The sequence below is a fragment of the Rhizobium sp. R86522 genome (assembly GCF_042466255.1).
Classification (GTDB): Bacteria; Pseudomonadota; Alphaproteobacteria; order Rhizobiales; family Rhizobiaceae; genus Allorhizobium.
The window spans coordinates 1,363,840-1,388,714 of record NZ_JAXHBX010000001.1 but is presented as its reverse complement, the minus strand read 5'-3'; the positions used below and the strand labels follow the sequence as shown (position 1 = coordinate 1,388,714).

Below are 24,875 nucleotides of genomic sequence, written 5' to 3'. Positions count from 1 at the left end.
TATAGCCTGCCTCGAAACCGATCTCCCACCGATCTCCCGTTGCCCTGAGAGCCAGATGACCGTTTCCAACTCCCGTCCCATCACCGCAGAATTGATCGCAAGCCACGGCCTGAAGCCGGACGAATACGATCGCATCCTGAACCTGATCGGGCGCGAGCCGACCTTCACCGAGCTCGGCATCTTCTCGGCGATGTGGAACGAGCACTGCTCCTACAAGTCTTCCAAGAAGTGGCTGAAGACGCTGCCGACCAAGGGGCCGCGCGTCATCCAGGGTCCGGGCGAAAACGCCGGTGTCGTCGACATCGATGACGGCGACGTCGTCGTCTTCAAGATGGAGAGCCACAACCACCCTTCCTACATCGAGCCCTATCAGGGCGCGGCAACCGGCGTTGGCGGCATCCTGCGCGACGTCTTCACCATGGGCGCCCGTCCGGTCGCCGCCATGAACGCGCTGCGCTTCGGCGCGCCGGATCATCCGAAGACCAAACATCTGGTGGCCGGCGTCGTGGCCGGTGTCGGCGGTTACGGCAACTCCTTCGGCGTGCCGACGGTTGGCGGCGAAGTCGAATTCGACGCCCGCTACAACGGCAACATCCTGGTGAACGCTTTCGCAGCCGGCCTGGCCAAGGCAGACGGCATCTTCCTCTCGGAAGCCAAGGGCGTCGGCCTGCCGGTGGTCTATCTCGGTGCAAAGACCGGCCGCGACGGCGTCGGTGGTGCGACCATGGCATCGGCCGAGTTCGACGAGTCGATCGAAGAAAAGCGCCCGACCGTGCAGGTCGGCGACCCCTTCACCGAGAAGTGCCTGCTCGAAGCCTGCCTTGAGCTGATGAAGACTGGCGCCGTCATCGCCATCCAGGACATGGGTGCGGCCGGCCTGACCTGCTCGGCTGTCGAAATGGGCGCCAAGGGCGACCTCGGCATCGAGCTGCATCTCGACAAGGTGCCGGTGCGCGAAGAGCGCATGACGGCCTATGAAATGATGCTGTCGGAAAGCCAGGAGCGCATGCTCATGGTACTCGAACCCTCCAAGGAAGAAGTCGCCAAGGCGATCTTCGTCAAATGGGGCCTCGATTTCGCGATCGTCGGCTACACCACCGACGACCTGCGCTTCCGCGTTCTGCACCAGGGCGAGGAAGTCGCAAACCTGCCGATCAAGGAACTGGGCGACGAAGCCCCGGAGTACGACCGTCCGTGGATCGAGCCGAAGACGCCTGCCCCGCTTGCCGAAAACGACACCCCGGCCGGCGACGTCGCAGACGCCCTGCTGAAGCTCGTCGGTTCGGCCAACAACTCCTCGCGCCGCTGGGTCTACGAACAGTATGACACGCTGATCCAGGGCAATTCGCTTCAGCTGCCGGGCGGCGACGCTGGCGTCATCCGCGTCGAAGGCCATGCCTCCAAGGCGCTCGCCTTCTCCTCGGACGTTACCCCGCGCTACGTCGAGGCGGATCCTTTCGAAGGCGGCAAGCAGGCGGTTGCCGAATGCTGGCGCAACATCACCGCGACCGGCGCCCTCCCGCTCGCCGCGACCGACAACCTGAACTTCGGCAATCCCGAGCGCCCCGAGATCATGGGTCAGCTCGTATTCGCCATCAAGGGCATTGGCGAGGCCTGCCTCGCCCTCGACTTCCCGATCGTGTCGGGCAATGTCTCGCTTTACAATGAGACCAACGGCCAGGGCATCCTGCCGACCCCGACCATTGCCGGCGTTGGCCTGATGAAGGACTGGAAGAAGATGGCCCGCATCCGCTTTGCCGCTCAGGGCGAGGCGATCCTGCTGGCCGGCGCTCCGTCCGGCTGGGGCTCGCATCTCGGCCAGTCCGTCTATCTGCGCGACATCCATGGCCGCACCGATGGCCCTGCCCCGCATGTCGATCTCGCGCATGAAAAGAAGGTCGGCGATTTCGTCCGCGGCCTGATCCAGGACGGCCTTGCGACCGCCGTTCACGATTGCTCGTCGGGCGGCCTTGGCCTGGCCGTAGCCGAAATGGCCATGGCCTCCGGCATCGGCGCGCATATCAACGCCTTGAACGATGCGAACCCGATCGCCGTCTTCTATGGCGAAGACCAGGGCCGCTATGTCCTGACCGTCACCGAAGCCAATGTCGACCAGGTCCAGGTCCGCGCCGAAGCCGCGGGCGTCTTCTGCCCCTGGATCGGCCGCACCGGCGGTTCGAACGTCGTGCTCGGCGATGCCAAGCCTGTCGCGGTCGAGGACCTCAAGACGGCCCACGAAGCCTGGTTCCCGGCGCTTATGGACGGCGAACTGGCCTGAAGCCTGCGATCACATGCCTGTGGAGCATGGGGTAGGCGCTGCCTGCCCCATTGAATCGCTTCTGCGAATGCACGATAGTTCTCGCATAGCTGATTTGCATGAGGGATCCATTACATGCCGATGAAACCAGGCGACATCGAAGACATGATCAAGGCCGGCATTCCGGGAGCGAAGGTCGTTATCCGTGACCTCGCGGGAGACGGCGATCACTATGCCGCCGAGGTCGTCGCCGAAGCCTTCCGGGGCAAGAGCCGCGTCCAGCAGCACCAGATGGTCTACGACGCCTTGAAGGGCAATATGGGCGGCGTGCTGCATGCGCTGGCATTGCAGACGAGCATCCCTGATTGATTTAAGCCGACCCGATCGAGACACTGCCAAAGGCCTGCCCTATCAGTGGCGGGCCTTTTTATATTGCGAAGGCTTCGAGTTTCGGGGGCTTTGCCGATTCCAGCGCTTCGAACGAACGCGCCGGCAACGGTCCCGCCGTCATCAGCGTGAAGTCGAAACCGCTCGGCTGATCCGGTCCCAGCACATATTGCCGGTGCATTCTCAAGAAGTCGCGGCGGTTCTTCTGATAGCGCTCCGCAGAGAGCGCATGCTTGAATCGGATAAAGACAAGCTTGGGCTGCGGCGCGTTTGAATGTCCCGACAGCGCAACGGTGTGGCATTTATAGAGATGGATCGGGTCCGTGAGACACTGGATATCGAACCAGTCGACGGATGGATGGCGCGCGAGCGCGCCGATCCGTTGCCTGAGGACGGACGCAGACGACAGAAGGCTGCACTGCAGGGCGGCACCGCCCAGGGTAACGAAGACGAGCCGTCGCCCTTGGAGCGCGCCTGGAGACCTTTCGAGAAGCCGGGCCACGACGGAGATGGCGAAATTCGCGCCCATGCTATGGGATGTAACAAGAATTTCGTCGGCTGGGCCTTCCAAGGCAGAAGCCGCCTCGTCTGCTGCCCGTTCGATGAAGGCATCGATCTCTCGGCGATTTTCCGCGACCGCCACGGCGAGGCGCCAGTCTGCAAGCAGATGCAGGACGTGGTACCGGTCCGAAAACGGAATGACCCCGTGGCGGAAGACGAGATAGCCGGCAGGAAGTGCCAGCAGGAACCACCAGGCGGAGAGCTCGAAGGTAGAGGGAATGGCCGCGATGTTCACCGCAAGCGCGAGGCCCGCGGCCACGAACAGGAAGGGGAAGAGAAAGAACAGACCAAAGCGCCAGGCGTTGCGAAAATAGCGCCAGGCACCGCCCTGCCGCACCACGTCAAAGCCCGCCTTGAAGCCTTTCGCAATCTGCATCCAGAGCGGCTCTGACCGCATGGCAGAAATCAGGGCATTATGGTCGAAAACATGGATCTGCGACCGGACCGCATAACCGTCCCCAAGGGCATTCACCGCGAAATGCGCACCCTGCCCGTCAACCAAGAGGTCACCGACCTCAAACCGCGCCGGCCAGACGGCCGAGGCTTGCGCTGCAGAACGCTTGTAGCGCTGACGATGGGCTTCGGCGTCGAGGGGTTCGAAGCCCGGGAAATGCAGCACGATGCGGCTTTGGATCATTGAGACGGTCACTTGATAGACGGCTCGCCGCCGCAGGTGGCGCTTGCTAGACGAGAATTGCGCTGATTTAAAGAGCAGAGGGAACAAAAACCCTCTCAATTCGAGGGCATGGGGGAGGAAAGATGGCGGATCTGATCGGCAACATCGTCAAGGACGTCGTAGAGGGCGTGCTGAAGGAAATACTCAAGAAGTCGACCCGCAAGGGCACCACGCGCAGGCGCAAGCGCCAGACCCGCTCCGCGACCACGGGCCGTTATGTCCGCAAGACGACGAAACGTGTCAAAGCCCCTCCCCGCAAACAAGTGAGCCGTCGCCGCACGGCTGCCAAGCGTAGCCGCCAGCGCAGCCGTTAATTCCGGCGCTGTCGCAAAGTCGCCACTGGCAAAAGTAAAACCGTGTTGCTATTTCTACGACAGATCGAAGCTGCCGCCTTGAACGGCATGTGAAAAGGAAGAATGCTATGAGCGCCCACGAATTCATCGACAACGAAGTCAAGACCAACGATGTCGTCCTGTTCATGAAGGGCAGCCCGCAGTTTCCGCAGTGTGGTTTCTCCGGTCAGGTTGTTCAGATTCTTGACTACCTCGGCGTGGACTACAAGGGCGTGAACGTGCTGGCCGACATGGAAATCCGCGAAGGAATCAAGCAGTATTCCAACTGGCCGACGATCCCGCAGCTCTACATCAAGGGTGAGTTTGTCGGCGGTTGTGACATCGTCCGCGAGATGTTCCAGGCGGGCGAACTGCAGAAGCATTTCGAAGATCAGGGCATCGCCGTCCGCGGCGCTGCCTGACAACATCAGCCGCAAGGCTTCAAAAAATCTCCAGGCATGAAGGCGTTGTCCCAAGCAACGCCTTCATGCCGTTCTAAGGTCATTATTCATGTCAGATTCATTACAGTCCCCTCCCAAGACACTTGGGGGAATGGGACGTGCCGAATTCATAGCGCTGATGGCATTCCTCATGGCGCTCAACGCGCTTGCGATCGACATCATGCTGCCGGGTCTCCAGGAAATTGGCGCGGCTCTGAATGTCGAAAACGAAAACCATCGCCAGTATGTCGTTTCCGCCTACCTGATCGGATTCGGCTTCGCCCAGCTCTTTTACGGCCCGATCGCCGACCGCTTCGGGCGGCGCATTCCAATGATCATCGGCCTGGCGATCTACGTAGTATCGTCGCTTGCCGTCGTCTTTGTTCCCTCCTTCGAATCACTGCTGATCCTGCGCTTCATCCAGGGCATCGGCTCGGCGGCAACCCGCGTCATCACGGTCTCGATTGTCCGTGACGTTTTCGGTGGCCGCCAGATGGCGGAAGTCATGTCGCTGATCATGATGGTCTTCATGGTCATTCCGGTCGTCGCTCCCGGCACAGGTCAGGTGATCATGCTGTTCGGCGACTGGCACTGGATCTTCGTCTTCATGGCGGTGATCGCGGTGATCGTCGGCGTGTGGATGTATGTCCGCCTGCCGGAGACGCTGGCGCCCGCAGATGTCCGTCCTTTCACCGTGAAGGTGATCTTCGACGGCTTCCGCATCGTCCTCACCGACCGTGTGGCGCTGTGTTACACCATCGCCAGTACCTTCATCTTCGGCGCGCTGTTCGGCTTCATCAATTCCGCCCAACAGGTCTATGTCGGCATTTATGGTCTGGGCGTCTGGTTCCCGGTCGCCTTCGCGGCAGTGGCCCTGTTCATGGCACTGTCGTCCTTCGTCAATGCCAAGCTGGTCGGCCGCTTCGGGATGCGCAAGCTCTCGCATGGCTCGCTGCTCGGCTTCATCGCGATCAACCTGATCTGGCTGGTGGTGCAGGTACTCGGCCCCCAGCCGATGCCCTTCTTCCTGTTCATCACCTTCTTCTCGCTGGCGATGTTCCAGTTCGGCTGGATCGGTTCGAACTTCAACTCGCTGGCCATGGAGCCCCTCGGCCATGTCGCGGGCACCGCGTCGTCGGTTCTAGGCTTCATGGGCACGATCGGCGGCTCGATCATCGGCGCGGCCATTGGCCAGGCTTTCGATGGCACCGCACTGCCGATGGTCACAGGCTTCTTCGTGGTCTCGGTGATCGGTCTGATCTTCGTGCTGATCGGCGAGAAGGGTCGGCTGTTCCAGGCCCACAACAAGCCGGTCTGATCCAAGACACTCCTCGGAAAAGCGAAAGGCCCGGTCATCGCCGGGCCTTTTTCCTGATCAGTCGACGGTGAAGATGCGTTCGCGCAACTCCTGCCAGGCGTCGGCATCGGAGGCCACGAGCAGTCCGCCCGACGTATGATGCGGCAGGTAGGGCGAACCATCGAAGCGCGCGACATGGGCGCCCGCCTCCTGCATCATCAGCGCGCCGGCGAGGTGGTCCCAGGGCATCAGCTTGTTGTACATGGCAAAATCCATATGCCCCTGGCCGAGCAGCCGGTATTCATGGGCGGCACAGCGATAGCTGGTGAAGAGACGGACCTCTGCGAGATTGGACAGGATCTTTCGGCGAGTCTCGATATCGAAGAAACCGGTATTGGCGATCCCGATCATCTGTTCGAGCGGGCCGCTGGGCCGCACCTGCATCTGCTCCTGGCTGCCATCTGGCCGATAGATCCAGGCACCCGATCCCTTCTCTACCAGCGCCCAGTCGTTACCGATCGGGTCGTAGATGACGCCGCCGATGGTTTCGCCCTTGGACACCACGGCGAGGATCATGCCGAACAGTGTTAGCCCCGATGCGAAGTTGAAGGTCCCGTCGATCGGATCGACCACGACGGCAAGCTCGGCGCCCTTCAGTCGATCGAGAAGCGCCGGATCGGCCGCGACCAATTCCTCGCCGACGAACAGGGCATCAGGCATGATAGCCTCGATCCCCTTGCGGATGACACGCTCGGCAGCCTCGTCCGCTTCTGTCACCAGGTCGATCGCTTCGGTCTTCATCCTGACATCACCGTCGCCGAGATTGCGGAAGCGCGGCAGGATCTCTTCGACGGCAGCCTCCTGCAGGAGATTTGCAAGGGCGGCGATATCGATGGTCGCGGTCATGAGTGGCCTTTCTGATCCGTGAAAGAGAGGCGCGAAATCTGGCGCCGTCCGGGGTGCGCCCGTTCTAGCCTGCCGACAAGGGCGAAGTACAGGGCCGATGGCCCGGCATGTCGGTTGTCAGGCTCGTCAAATCATGCATGAATCCGAAAGCACTCCATTTTCGAGGATGTCCTTCAGACATGATTTCCAGGCGCACCCTCCTCTCCCACGCATCTCTCTTTCTCGCAGCCTCCGTCCTGCCCGCCGAAGCCGCAAAGCCCCGAAAGCCGCAGCAGCCGAATGGCCAGGTTTACCTGTTTCGCGGATTTGCCGATATTTTCTCGACGGGTCTGAATACCCTGGGGCAGCAGCTGAAGGCGGATGGCGTCAACGCGCAGGTGATGTCTCTCCCGAATGCTCAGACCTTTGCACGCAGGATTGCCGATCGCTACCGCGCCTCGAAGGGTGCCCGCCCGATAGTCCTGGTCGGGCATTCGCTCGGGGCCGACATGACCTTTTCAGTTGCACGCGCCTTGCAGCCAATGAAGATCCCGGTCGCTCTGATCCTGAGCTTCGATCCGACCGGCAAGGGGCCGGTGCCCGCCAACGTCAAGAAGACGCTAAACTTCTACACCGGTGGCGAAAACCTCTGGTCACCCGTCCTGCCCGCGCCCGGCTTCAAGGGCGAACTCGCCAACATCAACCTGCGCCAGGGCGAAACGGCGATCAGTGGCATCGGCCATTTCAACATCGACAAGAACCCGAAGCTGCATGAGCGGTCGATCAAGGAAATCAAGCAGGCGCTTCGTCGTCGCTGAGGCGCTCAGAATATGCCGGGAACCAGCCGCTTGGTGCGGGCGCAATAGGCGTCGTATTCGGCGCCGAAGGTGTCCCGCATCATTGCCTCCTCGCGCGACTGACGCACGGCATAAAGGGCAAAGACGGCGACCAGTCCGGCAAGGCCTGCAATCCAGTTGGGAATGAGCAGCGCTTGGGTCACGCCCCAGAGCAGGAAGGAGGCATACATCGGGTGACGCACATAGGCGTAGACACCGCCGGTGACCAGTTGATGTCCCTCTCGCACTTCAAGGGTCACCGACCAGTTCTTGCCGAGATCCTTGTGGCTGCGGCGGAAGAGCCAGAGAAAGGCTATCCCGGAGAGCGTCCCGAGGACCAGGATAACCGCCCCCTGCCCGCGATCGGCCAGCCCTCCAAGGACCTCCAGCCGCCAGAGAACCGGCATCACAACCAGCCCGAACGTGCAGAAGACGAGCAGTGAAATGTCGAGCGGCGTGCGCTTGTCGACCGCCGTCTTCTGCCGCCGCGCCCGACGCATAGCCGGATAACGCATGCCGCACCAGGTCACCAGCATCAGGGCCCAGAGGATGAAGGAAATGCGGATCATGAAGTCGCCTCTACCGTCTTGCCTGCCTCTGCCGATAGCGGCAGCCTATCGCCTCTTACGGCTTCGATCGGCCGGGTGCCACAGCAGATCATGAAGAAATCGTAGAAATACCGGCGGCTATTGGCCGAGATAAACTGATAGTGAACGCGGAAGAAGTTCTTCTTCACGCGCCGATAGGTCTCCCGCTCCAGCATGTCGCGAATGCGCACCTGGAACTGCCGCGGGAACTGGTCAGCCCGCTGATGATTGAGGCCAGCGCGGGTGTAAGGATCGCATTTGTAGAAGTTGATGATGTCGGTCAGCGCCTGGAACTCCGTCCAGCGAATGCCGGGATGACGAGCAAGCGCCTCAAGGCGCGAACGTGCCCGTGATGCGGCCGGGTGCAGTGCAACCTTGAGCGATGTCGAGCCGACAGTGAGCAGCTGGAAGTCGACTGGCCTGCCCTCAGCCAGCAGCCTCTCGGCCAGTTGGTGAGCGACGTCGAGGATGAGAGCGCCACCTGTCGAATGCCCGACAAGCAGGACTTCGTCATAGACCGATTGCGCCATGCGCTGCGAAATCAACGCGGCCCAGGCATCGATCCGCTGATCCATGCCGGGGCGCCGGCAATGGAGGTGCTCGCGGCTGAACGACCAGAGATCCATGAGATGGTAGACGAAATAGCGGCGGCCGACAGAACGCCCGAGAGCATAGATGACAGCAAGGCCGGCAAGTCCCGGCAGAAGCGGGCCACCGGGAAGCCCGATCCAGTCCACGAGACGGTAAGCGATCGTCCCGAACCAGACGAACAGCCCCAGCATGACCAGCGGATATAGGAAATAGAGTGCGAAGCGCCAGTTGGTGGCAAAGAAGCGGAACATCGTTCCAGAGACGACATAGTCGATGAACGCAATGAGATAGGCAAAGAGCCGCGAGATGAACGGTCTGGCCCCATCATGCTTGACGATATCGTCGAAACTCAAAAAAGTGATCTCGGATCGGCAGGCACCGTCGGGCCCGCGATAATCGGCCACCGCAGTCATTGCCATGGTGCCGGTCGCTTCGACCGGTACCCCCAGCTTGGCTTCGACCGACCAGCACTTGCAGAAGCGCTCCATTTCGCGGCCGATGCGCCGAAAGAAGCCTGCAGCATCGTTGCGTTCATATCCTCCGACGAGAAACACGGCACGTCTCGACACCGAAGGCTGAGCGACCTCAGACATTCCTACTCCTACGCACTGCTCGAAACCTAGAGCAAGGCTCAAGGATCTTCGTTGACCCGCAATGTGCAAGAAGGCTCCGACACAGTCCAGCCAAAGTCACAAGCACTTCCGGAAATACTGACATTTCCTGTGTCTTGTTTGCGACAGACCTGGGACCTGCCGATCGAGCCACCCGGAGGCAGCCCGCCAACGACCCATCGCAAATCGCCCTAGCTCGCAAGAACCACTCTCGACAGGATCATCTCCCAGCTATCGGCATCCGGTGCACTGAGAATGCCACCGGTCGTTTGCCCAGGCAGATAGGGCGAGCCGTCAAACCTCCTCGTCACGCCACCGGCTTCCTCATGCAGAAGAACGCCAGCAAGATGATCCCACGGCATCAGCTTGTGGTGCCCGATGAAGTGAACCTTGCCGGTTGCGACAAGCCAGTATTCGTAGGCTGAGCAGTTATAGGCAAAGGCCATCCTGGTTTGCGCCAGATTGCCGGCGATACGCCGACGCTCTTCCTCGCCGATGTCATTGATCGATATCGTGCCCACCATCATCGAAAGTTCCGTCGCCGCTGCAACCCGGATCGCGGCCTCAGTGCCGTCGGCCCTCAGCCAGCGCGCGCCCGCACCCTTGCTCGCGACCAGCGTGTCAGCGAGCACGCAGTCATGGATCAATGCCGCGATCGTCTCGCCCCTTTTGACCACGGCAAGGTTGGTCCCGAAGACCGGCAATCCCGCCTGAAAATTGAAGGTCCCGTCCACGGGGTCGATGACAAACGCCAGGTCTGCATCGGGCAGAGCGGATACGAGCGCCGGATTGCTTTCACAGGCCTCCTCTCCGACGACCAGCGCCTCCGGCCATCGCTTCAGAAGCTCTGCCGTGAGATAGGCCTCGGTCTTGAGATCCGCATCGGTTACAAGATCGATCGAGGACTTCTTTTCGACGATATCGGGCGCATCGAAGCGGCGGAACCTCGGAAGGATCTCCCTCTGCCCGGCCGTCCTGACAAGGTCGAGGATATCGAAGAGATCACTGTCGCGAAAAGTCATGCACTTGGTCCGACTTGCACTGCCTGGACGCCAGGATGACAGACATACGTCGAGCTCTCGCGGATCGCCACTTGGCATTCCTTGGAGCCCTTGCATGAAGATCTGTCTTGGGGTCTTGAGGTTGAAGGTGGTCGTTCTTAGCCGTCCGTCTGTGACGGCGTCATGACAGCGAGCCCGGCAAAATCGAAGAGCTTCGGGTCGAGCAGATGCGAGGGATCGACATGGGCAAGCGCGCGCAGCATCGCATCCTTGCGACCGGGCATCTTCGCTTCGATACCAGCCAGCATCTCCTTCATCGCATTGCGCTGCAGACCGTCCTGCGATCCGCAGAGGTCGCAGGGAATGATCGGGAATTCCATGGCCTGCGCAAAACGCGCCATGTCCTCTTCCGCAGCGTAAGCCAGCGGACGCAGGACGAAGAGATCCTTCTCGTCGTTCAACAGCTTGGCCGGCATGGCCGAGAGGCGGCCACCATGGAAGAAGTTCATGAAGAAGGTTTCGAGAATGTCCTCGCGGTGATGGCCGAGCACCAGCGCATCGCAGCCCTCTTCGCGGGCGATCCGGTAGAGGTTGCCGCGACGCAGCCGCGAACAGAGCGAGCAATAGGTGCCGCCGCTGGGGACCTTCTCCTTCACGATCGAATAGGTATCGCGATACTCGATGCGATGTTTCACACCGATTGAGGCTAGATATTCGGGCAGGACATGCTTCGGAAAATTCGGCTGCCCCTGGTCGAGATTGCAGGCGACCAGTTCGACCGGCAGCAGGCCACGCCATTGCAGATCGAGCAGGATCGCCAGCAGGCCGTAGCTGTCCTTGCCTCCCGACAGACCGACCAGCCACCGCTTCTGACCTTTGAGCATGTCGAAGTCAGACATTGCCTGGCGCACCTGGCGGATCAGCCGCTTGCGCAGCTTGTTGAACGAGACCGAGCGCGGTGCCCTAGTGAAGACCGGATGCACCGTCGAGAGATCAAGCTCGTCCTCGCTTTCAAGCGCGGCGGCATTCTGACTGTCGATCATGTTGACGAGGTTCATCTTCGGCTCCGGCCTCGGCGGCTGTTCGGCTCTCCAATGCCCTTTGCGACCGGCAAGATCAAGTCCCGAAGACGGACCAGCCCGTGCGGGTGGCAAGCATTTCAAGCGCTGCCGAGCCGAGCGCCGAATTGCCGACCTTGTTCAGCCCGGGCGACCAGACGGCGATCGACGCCTTGCCCGGAGCAACGGCAAGGATGCCACCGCCGACGCCCGACTTGCCCGGCAGACCGACATGATAGGCGAAATCGCCCGAGCCATCGTAATGGCCGCACATCAGCATCAACGCGTTGATGCGGCGCGCCCGCTTCGGCGAGACGACAGAAAAGCCACTCAGCGGATTGGTGCCCCTGTTGGCGAGAAACAGGCCGGCATGGGAAAGCTGAACGCAGGACAGCGCCAGCGCGCATTGATGGAAATAGACCCCGAGCGTGTGCTCGACCGGATGCTGCAGATTGCCGAAGCCGCGCATGAAATTCGCCAGCGCAAAATTGCGGTAACCGGTGCGCTGCTCCGACTGGGCCACCTTCTCGTCGATCGACAGTGTCTCGTCATCGGCGAGATAGCGCATGAAGCGCAGATACTCGCCGATGGCCTCGCGCGGTGCATGGCCCGCAAGCACCATGTCGGTGACGACGATCGCACCGGCATTGATGAAGGGATTGCGCGGGATGCCATGCTCGTGTTCGAGCTGGACGATGGAATTGAAGGAGGAGCCGGACGGCTCGCGACCCACCCGCTTCCAGATCGATTCGCCGGCCTTGCCGAGCGCCAGCGTCAACATGAAGACCTTGGAAATGCTCTGGATCGAAAAGGCCGTGTCGGCATGGCCGGCCTTGTAGGTCTGCCCGTCAACGGTGGTGATCGCGATCCCGAACTGCTTCGGATCGACACGCGCGAGCTCGGGAATGTAGTCGGCCACCTTGCCCTCGCCAAGGCGCGGTTCGAGCGCACTGACAATCTCGTCGGCGATCAGCTGCAGATCCATGTCGTTCCCCTTACCCGCGTTCGTACCCCGACATCTTTCCCGGTGAACGCTGCACTGCAAACAGAAAAAGCCGCCCCGAAGGGCGGCTTTCCACAAATCCGTCTCGCGAGCAATTAGCGCGAGTAGAATTCGACGACCAGGTTCGGTTCCATGATGACCGCATACGGAACATCCGAAAGGCCAGGAACGCGAACGAAGGTGGCAACCATCTTGTTGTGGTCGACTTCGATGTAGTCAGGAACGTCACGCTCAGCGAGCGATACGGATTCCAGAACCGTGACCATCTGCTTCGACTTCTGGCGAACTTCGATGACGTCGCCGGCCTTGCAGCGGTACGAACCGATGTTGACGCGAACGCCGTTGACAGTGACGTGGCCGTGGTTGACGAACTGGCGGGCAGCAAAGACCGTCGGTACGAACTTGGCGCGGTAGACGATGGCGTCCAGACGCGACTCGAGCAGGCCGATCAGGTTTTCGCCGGTGTCACCCTTGCGACGGTTGGCTTCGTCGTAGGTGGCGCGGAACTGCTTCTCGCGGATATCGCCGTAGTAGCCCTTGAGCTTCTGCTTGGCGCGCAGCTGCACGCCGAAGTCCGAAAGCTTGCCCTTGCGGCGCTGGCCGTGCTGGCCCGGGCCGTATTCGCGGCGGTTCACCGGGGACTTCGGACGGCCCCAGATGTTTTCGCCCATACGGCGGTCAATTTTGTACTTGGAAGATGCGCGCTTGCTCATCCGTATTTCCTCTCAACAGGTTACAGCGGTTTGTTACCAAGCCGCTTAAGGAAACACGCCCTCCTCTGAGCCTCCGTTTCCGAGGCTCCGACAGGATTCTCACGTCAGCGAACGGAGAAAACCACGGGACATGTCAAAACAAACACCGGGCGTTTCGGCCCGGCGTTGGGGCGTCATTAGTGGGGTGCGTGAGAAATGTCAACACGTTATCAGGAGCGTGTGTGACGAAAGAGTGACTGCAGCATTGGCCCATTCTCTGGCGGAAAACCGGGCGATAGCGCCTGCAAAGGCTGACAGAGGCAGAGAAGTTCGCTATCCCCCATACCATCCTCCATGAAAGAAGTCTCTTCCTCGATGATGACAGACCTGTCCCGCCGTATCCTGCTCGCCCTCGCAGTAACGCTCTCGATGTGTGCGTCGGCAGCGGCCGAAGTCCAGAAACCCGGTCATGCCCATATCCTGATAGACGCTGGCACCGGTGCGATCCTCGAGGCCCAAAATGCCGATATGGTTCTCTATCCGGCATCGCTGACGAAGATGATGACGCTCTATCTGACCTTCGAGGCTTTGCATTCCGGACGATTGAAGTGGGCCGAGCGCCTCGTCATGTCCGAGAATGCGAACGGCAAGGAGCCATACAAGTTCGCAGTCGGAGCCGGCAACACGATCAGCGTGCAGGAAGCGGTCATGGGCATGGTCGTACTGTCGACCAATGACGCAGCGACGGCCGTCGCCGAAACGCTTGCCGGTTCGGAGGAAGCCTTCGGACAGATGATGACATCGAAAGCCCGTGAACTCGGAATGACCAGCACCGTCTTCACCAATCCATCGGGCTTGCCCGACACCCGCCAGGTGACGACCGCCACCGACATGGCGCGTCTTGGTCTGGCGCTGCTGCGGGACTTCCCCGAAGAGTACAAGCTGTTCGCCTCGCGCGGCATGATCTTCCGCAGCATGAAATTTCGCGGTCACAACGCCTTCCTGGTGCAGTATCCGGGCGCCGAAGGGATCAAGACCGGCTTCACCAATGCCTCGGGCTACAACATCGTGACATCGGCAAGCCAGGGTGACCGCCGCCTGATCGGCGTGGTTCTGGGTGCTGACAGCGCCAATGCTCGCACGCAGGAAATGATCACGCTGTTCGACCGTCACTTCGGAACCAAAGCCAGCCAGTGACGACAGGAAGCCCCAAGAAAGCCATTGCCATGACCGACGCCGTTCTCGACCGCTTCCTCCGCTATGTCGTTATCGACACACAGTCCGATCCGGCCTCCGACAGCCAGCCCTCGACGGAGAAGCAGAAGGATCTCGGGCGCGTTCTAGTCGCCGAACTGCTGACGCTTGGTCTCACCGACGCCCATCTCGACGAGCACGGCAACGTCTATGCGACGATCCCATCCAATACGGACAGGGACGTGCCGGTCATCTGCTTCTGCAGCCACATGGACACGGCGCCCGACTTCACCGGCACGAACGTCAAGCCGCAGCTGGTGCGCAACTACCAGGGCGGCGACATCACGCTGACCGGCGACACCAGCCAGGTGATCCGCGTCGCCTCCCATCCGCAGTTGAAGAACCAGATCGGCAACGACATCGTCACGACCGACGGCACGACGCTGCTCGGCGCGGACGACAAGGCAGGTGTGGCCGAGATCATGACGGCAGCCGCTCATCTCATGGCCAACCCCGACATCAGGCACGGCACGATCAAGATCCTCTTCACGACAGATGAGGAAATCGGCCGTGGCGCCGACAAGGTGGATCTTGAGAAGCTCGGCGCCCGCTTCGCCTATACGCTCGATGGCTCGACGGTCGGCGAGATCGAAAACGAGACCTTTTCCGCCGATGGTGTGGCGATCGAGATCACCGGCGTCGCCATGCATCCAGGCTATGCCAAGGGCAAGATGGAGAACGCCATCAAAGCCGCAAGCGACATCGTCGCCCGCCTGCCGCGTGACATCGCACCGGAGAGCACCGACGGACGCCAGGGCTTCATCCACCCGGTCGACATCTCCGGCAGCATGGAAAGCGCCAGACTGCAGCTCATTGTCAGAGATTTCACTGAAGTCGGCCTGAAAGAGAAGGAAGAGCTGCTGGAGAAGATCACCCAGGAGGTCATGGCAACCTATCCGGGCTCGAACCACACGCTCACGGTCAGGCACCAGTATCGCAACATGCGGCAAGTCCTCGACCGCCATCCGGAGATCATGGACAATCTCGAGGAAGCCGTGCGCCGCGTCGGACTGGAACCCGTCCGCCACAGCATTCGTGGCGGCACCGACGGCTCGCGCCTCTCTTTCATGGGCCTGCCCTGCCCCAACATCTACACCGGCGGCCACGCCTATCACTCACCGCTCGAATGGGTGAGCGTTCAGGACATGGAAAAGGCCGTGGAGACGATTGTCGCTCTCGTCCGGGTCTGGGAAGAGCGGGCGGCCTAAGCCGCCCGGTAAAGAGCCGCCAGGCTCTCACTCGGCAGCCGATGGCGTCCGCTCCTCGGCATCCACCTGGTTCGGATCGCCGGGCTGCGTCTCGGCTTCGAGATCAGGGAAGGCGACGATGCGCTTGCCGGAAAAGTCGGTGTGCACGACAACCAGCCCCTGCTCCTCGAAATAGCCGAGAAGACGCCGGGCACGGCGGGCCGAATGGGTGCCGTACGCTCTCGCAATGCGTTGGTCGGAGGGGCACTCCTCATTGCGAAGCGCCGCCTTGGCAAGCAGCAGGAACACGCCCTGCAAATCGTCGGAAACGCGGACGGACAGCGACAGCGCCGTCTGCCAGCCCTCGCTCGCCGCTGTCTCCTCGTCCACACCGGCACGGGCGATTGCGACACGACGGCGGAATTCTCCCATCGGCATGGGCGGGCCGGACACGCGGCGCATGCGGGCGCGCACCAGGAACTCCTGGTAGAGCACGCTGTCGGTCCGGTAAGCGGCCTGCGGATCGCCGAGGATTTCGGCAAGCACGGCGGATAGCCGGTCCTCACGCTCCTCGGCCGACATTTCCGCGCCACGGCTGGGCGCCTCACTCGAGGAGGGAGCCAGTGAAGCCGGCGTCGAGCGGGAGAGTTCGGCCAGAATATCCGTCGTCGGACGCGGCGCCGGTGGTGCACGCCGCACGATCGGCCGTGTGAACTCTTCCGGATCCGGCGTGAAGATCAGGTCTTCGACATCCGGCAGTGCATCCGGCAGTGGCATCAGCATCGGCGATGACGAACGCGCCGACGTTTCTACCGCCCCAATGACGATCGGCAGCGGACGACGCGACATGGCAGGACCAAGCGCCACGAAATTGCCGCGCTGCAGGTCGCGGAACATCTCCGCCTGGCGACGGTCCATGCCGAGCAGGTCGGCTGCACGCGCCATGTCGATATCGAGGAAAGTGCGCCCCATCAGGAAGTTGGAGGCTTCGGCCGCAACATTCTTGGCGAGCTTTGCCAGACGCTGCGTCGCGATGACACCCGCAAGTCCACGCTTACGGCCACGGCACATCAGGTTGGTCATCGCGCCGAGCGACATCTTGCGCGCGTCTTCCGAGACGTCACCGCCGACGGCCGGCGCAAACATCTGCGCTTCGTCGACGACGACCAGCACCGGATACCAGAATTCGCGATCGGCATCGAAGAGACCGTTCAGGAAGGCGCCGGCGGCGCGCATCTGCTGCTCGACATCGAGACCTTCCAGCGTCAGCACGCAGGAAACACGGTGGCGGCGGATGCGGTCGGCGATACCGGCAAGCTCGGCTTCAGTGCGCTCGCCGTCGACGACCACATGGCCATACTTGTCGGAAAGCGTGACGAAGTCACCCTCGGGGTCGATGATCACCTGCTGTACCCACTGGGCAGACTGCTCGAGCAGGCGGCGAAGCAAATGCGACTTGCCCGAGCCCGAATTGCCCTGCACCAAAAGGCGCGTGGCGAGAAGCTCCTCGATATCGAGCTTGGCAGGCTGTCCCCCCTGCACCGTTCCCATATCGATTCCGACCTTCAATGGCGGCATCCTCAAATCATGTGTTGATCTCAAGTCCCTAACAGACTTGGACGCTTGCGTGTGGGGCGCATCCGCGAAACCCACAGGGAACTGCGCGTTCTCAGGCGCCCCGGCGCGGACGCAACAGTCCTGCAAGCAGAATGCTGAGTAGCAGTGCCGGCAGCAGCGTGGCAAGCCCGCTACGCAGATCGAGCACCTCGGCGACGAAACCGATCATCGGCGGCCCAACCAGGAAGCCGAGAAGCGCAATGAAGCTCAAGATCGCAACATTCTCGGCCGCCGGACGGTCGCCGAGATCGGCGGCCGCCGTGACCGCGAGCGGGAACCCGACTGAGACGCCGAGCCCGACGCAGGCGAGCCCCAGATATACCAGCGGCGTGACCGGCGCCATGACGACCAGCACCATGCCGGAAAGCGCGAATACGAGGCAGACCCGCGCAAGCATGACCGAACCGAACCGCTCCTTTGCACCATCACCGACAAATCGCCCGACCGAGACCATCAGGGCGAAGACGACGTAACCCATGCCGGTTGCCATGCCGGACGTCGCGAACACATCCTTGAGGTAGACGGCGGACCAGTCGGCCACCGCCCCTTCCGTCATCGTGATGCCAAAGACGAAGAGACTGATGCCGAGAATACCGGGGCTTGGGCGCCGCCACGACGAGCGAGGCTGCGCTTCGGTCACGGGAGCCTCGTGGACGGGTAGTGCGCGACAAACCATCACTGAAATAGGGACCAGCACGAGCGACAGCAGACCGATCGCCACGAAGGGCGATGTCTGAAGCGCAAGGAAACCGGCACCGATGAGGCTACCCATCATGATACCGAGGCTCCAGAAACCGTGGCAACGGTTCATGATCGACACCGTGCCGCGCTTCTCGATAACATCCGCCTCGACATTGAGCCCAAGCTCAATCGTCGAAAGGCCGATCCCGAGAAGCACGAGCAGGAAGAACAGCGAGGCAAGACCGGGGGCAGCCACGGGCAGCGGCACGAGCGCCAGAAACACAGGAAACCCGAAGATCAGCGTGTTGCGGCTACCAACACGCCCAACCAATTGCCCGGCAAAGGGCAGCATCAGCAGTATGCCCGTAGGCAGTCCGAGCAATGCCATGGCGAGTTCGGCAGGGCCGAGCGACAGCCGCTCCTGAACGCCGGGGATCTGCGGCAGCCAGCTGCCAAAGGCAATCGGCTGCAAGAAGAAGGCTACCATGATGGTGAGTTTGGGGGACATCAACGAACCGGAGGGAGGTATGGCAGGGAATCACGTCGATCCCAACTGTCAGCGAGCGGCAGCGGTTTGGAAAGAAGACCACTGCGTCGACTGGTCTTCTTGCCGGCAAAAAAGGAATAACGGCTCAGTCGCCTGAACCGTTCTTCCTTGCCTCAGACACGGAAATCCCAGAGGACGAGGCTTCTCGGTCTCCTCCACGCCTCGTCCTCTTCCGGGAGCCCGATGTCGCGCCGCAGCTGGGGCGACAGATGAGACGCCAGATTGCGGATCTGCCGCCGCCTCCAGCTCGCCCTGACCAGAGCGGCCAAAAGCCGCCAGGAGCCGAAACGCTCAAGAAGTTCGTCCATCCGCTCGGCCAGCGGCAATTCAACTATGGATTGATTTTTGTGCATGACTTGTCCGTCCCGGAAACGCGGATGCGCCCAGGTCCTTTCGATGATGAAAAGCGACGTGATGCAGGCACGCGAACGCATTCACACGCGCAGGCGGCAAGTCACGTCAGATGGTGGAAAAACGCCGAAAAAGGCAGGGAAAATGACTGATCAGACAGTCATCGGGTGTAGCGGCAGGTCGCGGAAAATCCCACGAAAGCCGGTGACACCGATCCGCCAGAGAGGCGCATACGCATGAAAAATTGAGTCATCTGTCGCCTCCTGTTGTTTGTGTTGCGGATGCTGGGAACATGCCACGCCAAAAAGCGCGCCGCAAGCGCGCAATTCGAGATTGCAGAACTTGCGGCGAGCCGTTGCACTTATGCAACAAATTGTCGCAGGGCGTCCGTCGACTTTAGACCTCGACGGCGCGGGAAACGAGGAGCTTGTCGATCCGGCGGCCATCGAGGACAATCACCTCGAAACGCCAGTCGCCCTTGACGAAACTCTCGCCGAGTTCGGGGATCCGCTTCAGTTCGTCCAGTACGAAGCCGGCAATGGTCGTGTAGTCCGGATCCGGATCGATCGGCACACGGATGATGTCGATGAACTCGTCGACGGGGGTCCAGCCGGCCACCAGATAGGAGCCGTCCTCGCGCTGCACCATCGCCTGCTCTTCCGTCTCGTCCTGACTGAAAGCACCGGTAATGGCTTCGAGAATGTCGCCGGAGGTGATGATGCCTTCGAAATGGCCGTATTCGTCGTAGACGAGGACCATATGCAGAGCGGTACGGCGCAGGGATTCGATGATGTCGGACGCCTTGGCCAGATCAGAGACTACGGGCACTTCGCTGATGAGGTCCGGCAGATTGAGCGCGCCGCCTTCGGCAATCTGCTCGTAAAGTTTCCTGGTGAAGAGCACGCCGACAATCTCGTCGGAATCGCCACTGCGCACCGGGATGCGCGAATGGGGGATCTCGCGTAGTTTCAGGCGGACTTCCTCCACCGTGTCCCCGATATCGAGGATCTGCACGTCGCGACGCGGCGTCATCAGGCCACGTGCCTGCCGATCGGCGAGCCGCATGACGCCAGAGAGCATGGCGGATTCACTGGTTTCGATGACACCGGCGCTGTGGGCCTCGGCCAACACTGTACGGATTTCCTCATCCGTCACCTTGCCACCTCCAGCACCACTCTGTCCGAGAAGGGCAAGCACCAGCTTGCCCGACCCGTCCAGCAGCCAGACGAGCGGCGCAGCAACCCTCGATAGGACCGACATCGCGATGGCGACACGTGCAGCAACACCTTCGGCGTTGCGCAGTGCGACCTGTTTCGGGACCAGTTCGCCGACGATCAGCGACAGATAGGTGATGAGAACGACCACCGTACCGACGCCGAGCGCATCGGAGACGACAATTGAAAACCCCTGCAACTGCAGCCAGCTGGAAAGCCGCGCACCGAGCGTGGCGCCCGAGAAAGCGCCGGACAGGACGCCGACGAGCGTGATGCCGATCTGGACAGTGGACAGAAAACGACCGGGGTCACTCTGAAGCTTGAGCGCCGTTTCGGCTCCCCGGCTGCCCTGTTCCGCAAGCACCTTGAGGCGCGCAGGACGGGCAGAAACGACCGCAAGCTCCGACATGGCGAGAACGCCGTTGAGCACGGTCAGAAAGAGAACAATCGCAATTTCGGTAAACAACTAAGGGGCTAAGCTCCTCTACACCGGCTGAGCGTCCGGCAACGCCTCATAGGTAACACGGCGCACCTCAGGTCCCAAAGGGAGATCAGCGGAAAAATGGCGTGTCGAGCGGCTTCACGGCCAATCCCATGCCCTGCATCAGGCGCCGAGTGGAGAAATCCTGGCTGCCGGACGTAAAGACCGCAAAATCGAAATTATCGGGATGCTCGGCCCCGTCGACGAGCGGGACAAGCCGCCGCGCCTGACGCGCGATCGCTTCCGCCGGATCGAGCCAGTCCACCGGCCAGGGCGCAAGCCTGCGAAAGACATTGGCGAGGAAGGGATAATGGGTGCAGGCGAGCACCACGATGTCTGTCCGCAAGCCGTCCTTGTCGATGAAACACGGCGCGATTTCTGCCAGAACGGCCGCGTCATCCAAGGTTTCGCCGCGGATATAGGCTTCTGCCATGCGCGCGAGGTTTTCGGAGCCGACGAGCCGCACATGGCATTGCGAGGCGAAAGACTGTATCAGATCGCGGGTATAGGCCCGCTTGACAGTGCCCGGCGTCGCCAGAACCGAGACAAGCCCGGATCGCGTGCGTTCCGCAGCAGGCTTGATCGCCGGCACCGTACCGATGAAGCGCATGTCAGGGAAGCGATGCCTGAGATCGGCGCCGGCAAGCGTGAACGCCGTATTGCAGGCGACAATTACGGCGTCTGGATCGTAGCGGTCGAAAAGCTCTTCGAACAGCAGGGCAATACGAGCCTTGAGTGGCTCTTCCTCCCAGCCACCATAGGGAAAGCCGGCATCGTCGGCGACATAGATGAAGCCACGTTCCGGCATCAGCAGCCGCGCCTCGCGCAAGACGGTGAGACCGCCAATCCCGGAATCGAAGACCAGGATAGGCTTGAGATCAGGCGTCCCGGTTGTCGTCATGCTGAGCCTCAGCCTCGCTCTCGCTCTTTCCCGCAGGCGGTCTCTGGCCCGGCCGTGCAAAACGGTCGAGCGAACTGATGACACCGCGGACCACATGGATCTCCGGACCGGTGAAAGCACGTCTGCTGAACACGGCTCGCAGGTTCTCGATCATCCTGGCCTTTTTGTGGACCGGATGGAAGTAGTTGCGCGCATCGAGCGCTTCTTCCAGATGTTCGAACAGGCCGATGACCTGCTCCTTGGTCGCTGGCGGCTGTTCCGGCGCGTCAAAGGGCACCCCATGCACATCCTCCATGCCGGATTTCATCCACTCGTAGGACATGAGCAGAACGGCCTGGGCGATGTTCAGCGAGGCGAAGGCAGGATTGACGGGAAAGGTGACGATCTCGTCGGCGAGCGCCACTTCCTCGTTCGACAGGCCGGACTTTTCGCGACCGAAGAGGATGCCGGTCTTTTCACCGGTGCGGAACTTGGCTCGGAGCGTCTCCGCCGCCGTCACCGGTGAGCGGACAGGCTTGAAGCCGTCGCGGGACCGCGCAGTCGTCGCGTAGACGAAGTTCAGGTCTGCGATAGCCTCCTCAAGCGTGTCATAGACGACAGTGCCATCGATGACATGATCGGCCTTGGAGGCCGCAGCACGGGCCTTATCGGACGGCCAACCGTCACGCGGATTGACGAGACGCAGCTCAACCAGGCCAAAATTGGCCATGGCGCGCGCCACCATGCCGATGTTTTCGCCGAGTTGCGGCTCCACCAGAATGATTGCCGGCCCCTCGGCCAGCAGAACGCGCTCACTGTTCGTCCCTGCCATTACGTTTCCCTCAAAGCTATTTCGCGCACCCCTTGGCACAAAATACCCCGCAGGCAAAGAGGAGGGCCTACTCTTTGGGCCAAGATCCCGTCAGCCGGAAATCGAGATAGGCCTTGGTCATGGCAGCGAATTGCGCCTTGACCGAGCTTTCGAGCGCAACCTCGCGGTCGCTATCGCTCCACAGGTTGTCGATCACGTAGCGACCGTTCTCCTCGACGACATGGAAAACCGTCTGTGGTCGAGAGAGATCAGGCGCATGGCCGAAGCAGGAGACGGCATCGAAATAGACGTCGACGGGGGTAACCCCATCCCGCTCCACCCGGGCCTCGATGCGGACATCCTTCAATTCGCAACTGTCCTGGCCGCCGATGACCACGTCGTAGCCGAGCATGTAGCCGCTGCCATCCTGCAACGCGTCCGTCTTCTCGGCGAGACGATAGACGTCGACAAAGCTTGCGCTGTAGATCGTCGCAAGCAGGCGATCATCGAAATAGCCGGACGCCTCCACCTTGGGCGCATCCTTGTCTTTCCATCCAGCGATGCTCATCACGATCCGGACAGGTTCAAGCAGATCGGCCGCCAAGACCGCCTTTGCCGGAATTAAGCCCACCATTGCGGCAACGGCGGTGAGGCCGACGGAGCGGAGGCGGTTCACAGGCCACCCTGCAGCTTCAGGTCCTGCTTGATCGAACTGCCGGACTGCCCGTTCTCGACGGGATAGATATCGTCGATGACAGGGCGACCGCCCTCCTCGACAACGTGGAAGATCAGGACGGTATCCGGCGCATCGCCGCCACCAAAACAGGAACGGTTGTCGAACAGGGCGGTTACCTGCCCGTCGCCGTCGTCCTCGATCCTGATGTCTTCGAAGGGACATCCATCCTGTCCCTGCGCGATCGGGTCATAGTCGAAGGGGAAGCCCGTAGTCTCTCCTTCGGGAATGTCATAGGGCGGATTCTTCGAAGCCGCTTCAAAAGCCGATGCGAAGTCCTCGCTGAACACGCGAGACAGCCGGTCCTTCGAAAAGACGTCCTCTTCCTGGCCAGTGGTGCCCTCGGCCCAATTCCGGGCGGTCGCCTCCACCACTTCGCGAACAGGCGTCGTGACATCCGCTGCCATGGCAGTGCCCGACGACAGCATCAGCAGCAATACGATCCAGGTGCTCTTCATGAAAACTCTCCCGAGGCTCTCTCTGCCGCCGTTCTAACTGAAAGCGTGCGCGCCATAAGGACCAAGTTTGGGACGAAAACGCACGCCAAAAGTCTGAGCGAGATTTTCCCCGAAGGCGGCCTCTGCTGTTTGCCTTGTAACGAGAGAATGTTATAGGCAGGCCATCGGCAGAGCGCCCTCCCCGCGCCTGCGCGTCAGGCAAAAACTCGTGAGGATATTCATGACCAAGATCAAGGTAGCCAACCCGGTCGTCGATCTCGACGGCGATGAGATGACCCGCATCATCTGGCAGTTCATCAAGGACAAGCTGATCCTGCCCTACCTGGATCTCGACATTGAATATTACGACCTGTCCGTCGAGAACCGCGACGCCACCAACGACCAGGTGACCATCGACGCCGCCCACGCCATCAAGAAGCACGGCGTCGGCATCAAGTGCGCCACGATCACCCCGGATGAGCAGCGCGTCAAGGAATTCAACCTCAAGGAAATGTGGAAGAGCCCGAACGGCACCATCCGCAACATCCTGGGCGGCGTCATTTTCCGCGAGCCGATCATCTGCAAGAACGTCCCCCGCCTCGTTCCCGGCTGGACCAAGCCGATCGTCGTCGGCCGTCACGCCTTCGGCGACCAGTACAAGGCGACCGACTTCAAGTTCCCGGGCAAGGGCAAGCTGACCATCAAGTTCGTCGGTGAAGACGGCGAAGTGATCGAGAAGGAAGTCTACAACGCACCGGGCGCCGGCGTTGCCATGGCGATGTACAACCTCGACGAATCGATCCGCGAATTCGCACGCGCCTCGATGATGTACGGCCTGATGCGCAAGTGGCCGGTCTACCTGTCGACCAAGAACACGATCCTCAAGGCCTATGATGGTCGCTTCAAGGACATCTTCGAAGAAGTCTACCAGGCCGAGTTCAAGGCGAAGTTCGAGGAAATCGGCATCGTTTACGAACACCGCCTGATCGACGACATGGTCGCCTCGGCTCTGAAGTGGTCCGGCGGTTACGTCTGGGCCTGCAAGAACTACGACGGTGACGTACAGTCGGATACGGTTGCGCAAGGGTTTGGCTCGCTCGGTCTGATGACCTCGGTTCTGCTGTCGCCCGATGGCCGCACGGTCGAAGCCGAAGCTGCCCACGGTACGGTCACGCGCCACTACCGCCAGCATCAGAAGGGTCAGGAAACCTCGACCAACTCGATCGCCTCGATCTTCGCCTGGACGCGTGGCCTCGCCCACCGCGCCAAGCTGGACGACAACACCGAGCTGGCCAACTTCGCAACGACGCTGGAAAAGGTCTGCATCGACACGGTTGAGGCAGGCTTCATGACCAAGGACCTGGCCCTGCTCATCGGTCCGGACCAGCCGTGGCTCTCCACGACCGCCTTCCTCGACAAGGTTGACGAGAACCTGAAGAAGGCCATGGCCGCCTGATCGGCAGCCAAG

General features: G+C 61.3%; 25 protein-coding genes. 10 read left to right on the top strand and 15 right to left on the bottom strand.

Going from position 1 to position 24,875, the window contains the following annotated elements; all coding sequences use genetic code 11:
- Nucleotides 1-55: 55 nt before the first annotated feature.
- Both purL and SJY08_RS06560 read left to right on the top strand, forming a co-directional pair.
- The gene (purL, locus tag SJY08_RS06565) at nt 56-2,278 is read left to right on the top strand and encodes a phosphoribosylformylglycinamidine synthase subunit PurL (protein ID WP_377275079.1); all 2,223 of its coding nucleotides are present in this window, start codon (nt 56-58) and stop codon (nt 2,276-2,278) included.
- A 114-nt stretch (nt 2,279-2,392) separates the two neighbouring features.
- Complete coding sequence (locus SJY08_RS06560; RefSeq protein ID WP_054149753.1) at nt 2,393-2,626, top strand: BolA/IbaG family iron-sulfur metabolism protein; 234 nt, start codon at nt 2,393-2,395, stop codon at nt 2,624-2,626.
- 58 nt (nt 2,627-2,684) lie between these two features.
- Here the strand turns inward: SJY08_RS06560 and SJY08_RS06555 are convergent, their stop codons facing one another.
- The gene (locus SJY08_RS06555) at nt 2,685-3,842 is read right to left on the bottom strand and encodes a hypothetical protein (RefSeq protein WP_377275078.1); all 1,158 of its coding nucleotides are present in this window, start codon (nt 3,840-3,842) and stop codon (nt 2,685-2,687) included.
- Nucleotides 3,843-3,964: 122 nt separating this feature from the next.
- Between SJY08_RS06555 and SJY08_RS06550 the strand changes: the two genes are divergently transcribed.
- The 3 genes from SJY08_RS06550 to SJY08_RS06540 all read left to right on the top strand — a co-directional run bounded on the left by SJY08_RS06550 (nt 3,965) and on the right by SJY08_RS06540 (nt 5,971).
- Nucleotides 3,965-4,195 carry a hypothetical protein gene (locus SJY08_RS06550; protein WP_054149755.1) on the top strand — a complete coding sequence of 77 codons (231 nt, stop codon included), beginning with the start codon at nt 3,965-3,967 and terminating at the stop codon, nt 4,193-4,195.
- A 107-nt stretch (nt 4,196-4,302) separates the two neighbouring features.
- Complete coding sequence (grxD, locus tag SJY08_RS06545) at nt 4,303-4,635, top strand: Grx4 family monothiol glutaredoxin (protein ID WP_054149756.1); 333 nt, start codon at nt 4,303-4,305, stop codon at nt 4,633-4,635.
- A 130-nt stretch (nt 4,636-4,765) separates the two neighbouring features.
- The gene (locus SJY08_RS06540) at nt 4,766-5,971 is read left to right on the top strand and encodes a multidrug effflux MFS transporter (RefSeq protein WP_069041244.1); all 1,206 of its coding nucleotides are present in this window, start codon (nt 4,766-4,768) and stop codon (nt 5,969-5,971) included.
- 57 nt (nt 5,972-6,028) lie between these two features.
- Here SJY08_RS06540 and SJY08_RS06535 read toward each other — a convergent pair whose 3' ends face one another.
- Nucleotides 6,029-6,856: an inositol monophosphatase family protein gene (locus SJY08_RS06535; protein ID WP_377275077.1), complete on the bottom strand. Its 828-nt coding sequence runs from the start codon at nt 6,854-6,856 to the stop codon at nt 6,029-6,031.
- Nucleotides 6,857-7,035: 179 nt separating this feature from the next.
- On the opposite strand from SJY08_RS06535, the gene SJY08_RS06530 reads away from it, so the two are divergent.
- Entirely contained in the window at nt 7,036-7,653 is a 618-nt protein-coding gene (locus SJY08_RS06530; protein ID WP_054149759.1) for a thioesterase domain-containing protein, read from the top strand.
- 5 nt (nt 7,654-7,658) lie between these two features.
- Here the strand turns inward: SJY08_RS06530 and SJY08_RS06525 are convergent, their stop codons facing one another.
- The 6 genes from SJY08_RS06525 to rpsD all read right to left on the bottom strand — a co-directional run bounded on the left by SJY08_RS06525 (nt 7,659) and on the right by rpsD (nt 13,235).
- Complete coding sequence (locus SJY08_RS06525) at nt 7,659-8,240, bottom strand: protein-S-isoprenylcysteine O-methyltransferase (protein WP_377275075.1); 582 nt, start codon at nt 8,238-8,240, stop codon at nt 7,659-7,661.
- Nucleotides 8,237-9,442 carry a lipase gene (locus tag SJY08_RS06520; protein ID WP_377275073.1) on the bottom strand — a complete coding sequence of 402 codons (1,206 nt, stop codon included), beginning with the start codon at nt 9,440-9,442 and terminating at the stop codon, nt 8,237-8,239. The genes SJY08_RS06525 and SJY08_RS06520 overlap by 4 nt, the downstream gene beginning before the upstream one ends.
- A gap of 209 nt (nt 9,443-9,651) precedes the next feature.
- Complete coding sequence (locus tag SJY08_RS06515; protein ID WP_377275071.1) at nt 9,652-10,482, bottom strand: inositol monophosphatase family protein; 831 nt, start codon at nt 10,480-10,482, stop codon at nt 9,652-9,654.
- 137 nt (nt 10,483-10,619) lie between these two features.
- The gene (ttcA, locus tag SJY08_RS06510) at nt 10,620-11,519 is read right to left on the bottom strand and encodes a tRNA 2-thiocytidine(32) synthetase TtcA (protein WP_377275070.1); all 900 of its coding nucleotides are present in this window, start codon (nt 11,517-11,519) and stop codon (nt 10,620-10,622) included.
- Between the two features lie 58 nt (nt 11,520-11,577).
- Nucleotides 11,578-12,504 (bottom strand): glutaminase, encoded by a 927-nt coding sequence (locus SJY08_RS06505; RefSeq protein WP_377275069.1) that lies wholly within the window; start codon nt 12,502-12,504, stop codon nt 11,578-11,580.
- A 113-nt stretch (nt 12,505-12,617) separates the two neighbouring features.
- The gene (gene rpsD / locus SJY08_RS06500) at nt 12,618-13,235 is read right to left on the bottom strand and encodes a 30S ribosomal protein S4 (RefSeq protein ID WP_006726124.1); all 618 of its coding nucleotides are present in this window, start codon (nt 13,233-13,235) and stop codon (nt 12,618-12,620) included.
- A 354-nt stretch (nt 13,236-13,589) separates the two neighbouring features.
- On the opposite strand from rpsD, the gene SJY08_RS06495 reads away from it, so the two are divergent.
- A complete protein-coding gene (locus tag SJY08_RS06495; protein WP_377275068.1) occupies nt 13,590-14,411 on the top strand; it encodes a D-alanyl-D-alanine carboxypeptidase family protein in 822 nt (273 codons plus the stop codon).
- Between the two features lie 29 nt (nt 14,412-14,440).
- The gene (gene pepT / locus SJY08_RS06490; protein WP_377275067.1) at nt 14,441-15,676 is read left to right on the top strand and encodes a peptidase T; all 1,236 of its coding nucleotides are present in this window, start codon (nt 14,441-14,443) and stop codon (nt 15,674-15,676) included.
- Between the two features lie 27 nt (nt 15,677-15,703).
- On the opposite strand, the gene SJY08_RS06485 is transcribed toward pepT, so the two are convergent.
- Both SJY08_RS06485 and SJY08_RS06480 read right to left on the bottom strand, forming a co-directional pair.
- Complete coding sequence (locus SJY08_RS06485; RefSeq protein ID WP_377275066.1) at nt 15,704-17,224, bottom strand: helicase HerA domain-containing protein; 1,521 nt, start codon at nt 17,222-17,224, stop codon at nt 15,704-15,706.
- A 100-nt stretch (nt 17,225-17,324) separates the two neighbouring features.
- The gene (locus SJY08_RS06480; protein ID WP_377275065.1) at nt 17,325-18,461 is read right to left on the bottom strand and encodes an MFS transporter; all 1,137 of its coding nucleotides are present in this window, start codon (nt 18,459-18,461) and stop codon (nt 17,325-17,327) included.
- 248 nt (nt 18,462-18,709) lie between these two features.
- Between SJY08_RS06480 and SJY08_RS06475 the strand changes: the two genes are divergently transcribed.
- Entirely contained in the window at nt 18,710-19,003 is a 294-nt protein-coding gene (locus SJY08_RS06475; RefSeq protein ID WP_300889737.1) for a hypothetical protein, read from the top strand.
- A 244-nt stretch (nt 19,004-19,247) separates the two neighbouring features.
- Here the strand turns inward: SJY08_RS06475 and SJY08_RS06470 are convergent, their stop codons facing one another.
- The 5 genes from SJY08_RS06470 to SJY08_RS06450 form a co-directional block, all read right to left on the bottom strand.
- On the bottom strand, nt 19,248-20,474 hold the full coding sequence (locus tag SJY08_RS06470) for a hemolysin family protein (protein WP_377278499.1): 1,227 nt from the start codon (nt 20,472-20,474) through the stop codon (nt 19,248-19,250).
- A gap of 142 nt (nt 20,475-20,616) precedes the next feature.
- A complete protein-coding gene (gene murI, locus SJY08_RS06465) occupies nt 20,617-21,447 on the bottom strand; it encodes a glutamate racemase (protein WP_377275064.1) in 831 nt (276 codons plus the stop codon).
- On the bottom strand, nt 21,425-22,258 hold the full coding sequence (locus tag SJY08_RS06460) for an RNA methyltransferase (RefSeq protein WP_377275063.1): 834 nt from the start codon (nt 22,256-22,258) through the stop codon (nt 21,425-21,427). The genes murI and SJY08_RS06460 overlap by 23 nt, the downstream gene beginning before the upstream one ends.
- Before the next feature lie 67 nt (nt 22,259-22,325).
- Complete coding sequence (locus tag SJY08_RS06455; protein ID WP_377275062.1) at nt 22,326-22,913, bottom strand: hypothetical protein; 588 nt, start codon at nt 22,911-22,913, stop codon at nt 22,326-22,328.
- Nucleotides 22,910-23,428, bottom strand: coding sequence for a hypothetical protein (locus tag SJY08_RS06450; protein ID WP_377275061.1), 519 nt, complete (start codon nt 23,426-23,428; stop codon nt 22,910-22,912). Before SJY08_RS06450 ends, SJY08_RS06455 begins: the two co-directional genes overlap by 4 nt.
- A 220-nt stretch (nt 23,429-23,648) precedes the next feature.
- Here SJY08_RS06450 and SJY08_RS06445 point away from each other — a divergent pair, with 220 nt between their 5' ends.
- Nucleotides 23,649-24,863 carry an NADP-dependent isocitrate dehydrogenase gene (locus tag SJY08_RS06445; RefSeq protein WP_054149773.1) on the top strand — a complete coding sequence of 405 codons (1,215 nt, stop codon included), beginning with the start codon at nt 23,649-23,651 and terminating at the stop codon, nt 24,861-24,863.
- Nucleotides 24,864-24,875: the final 12 nt, after the last annotated feature.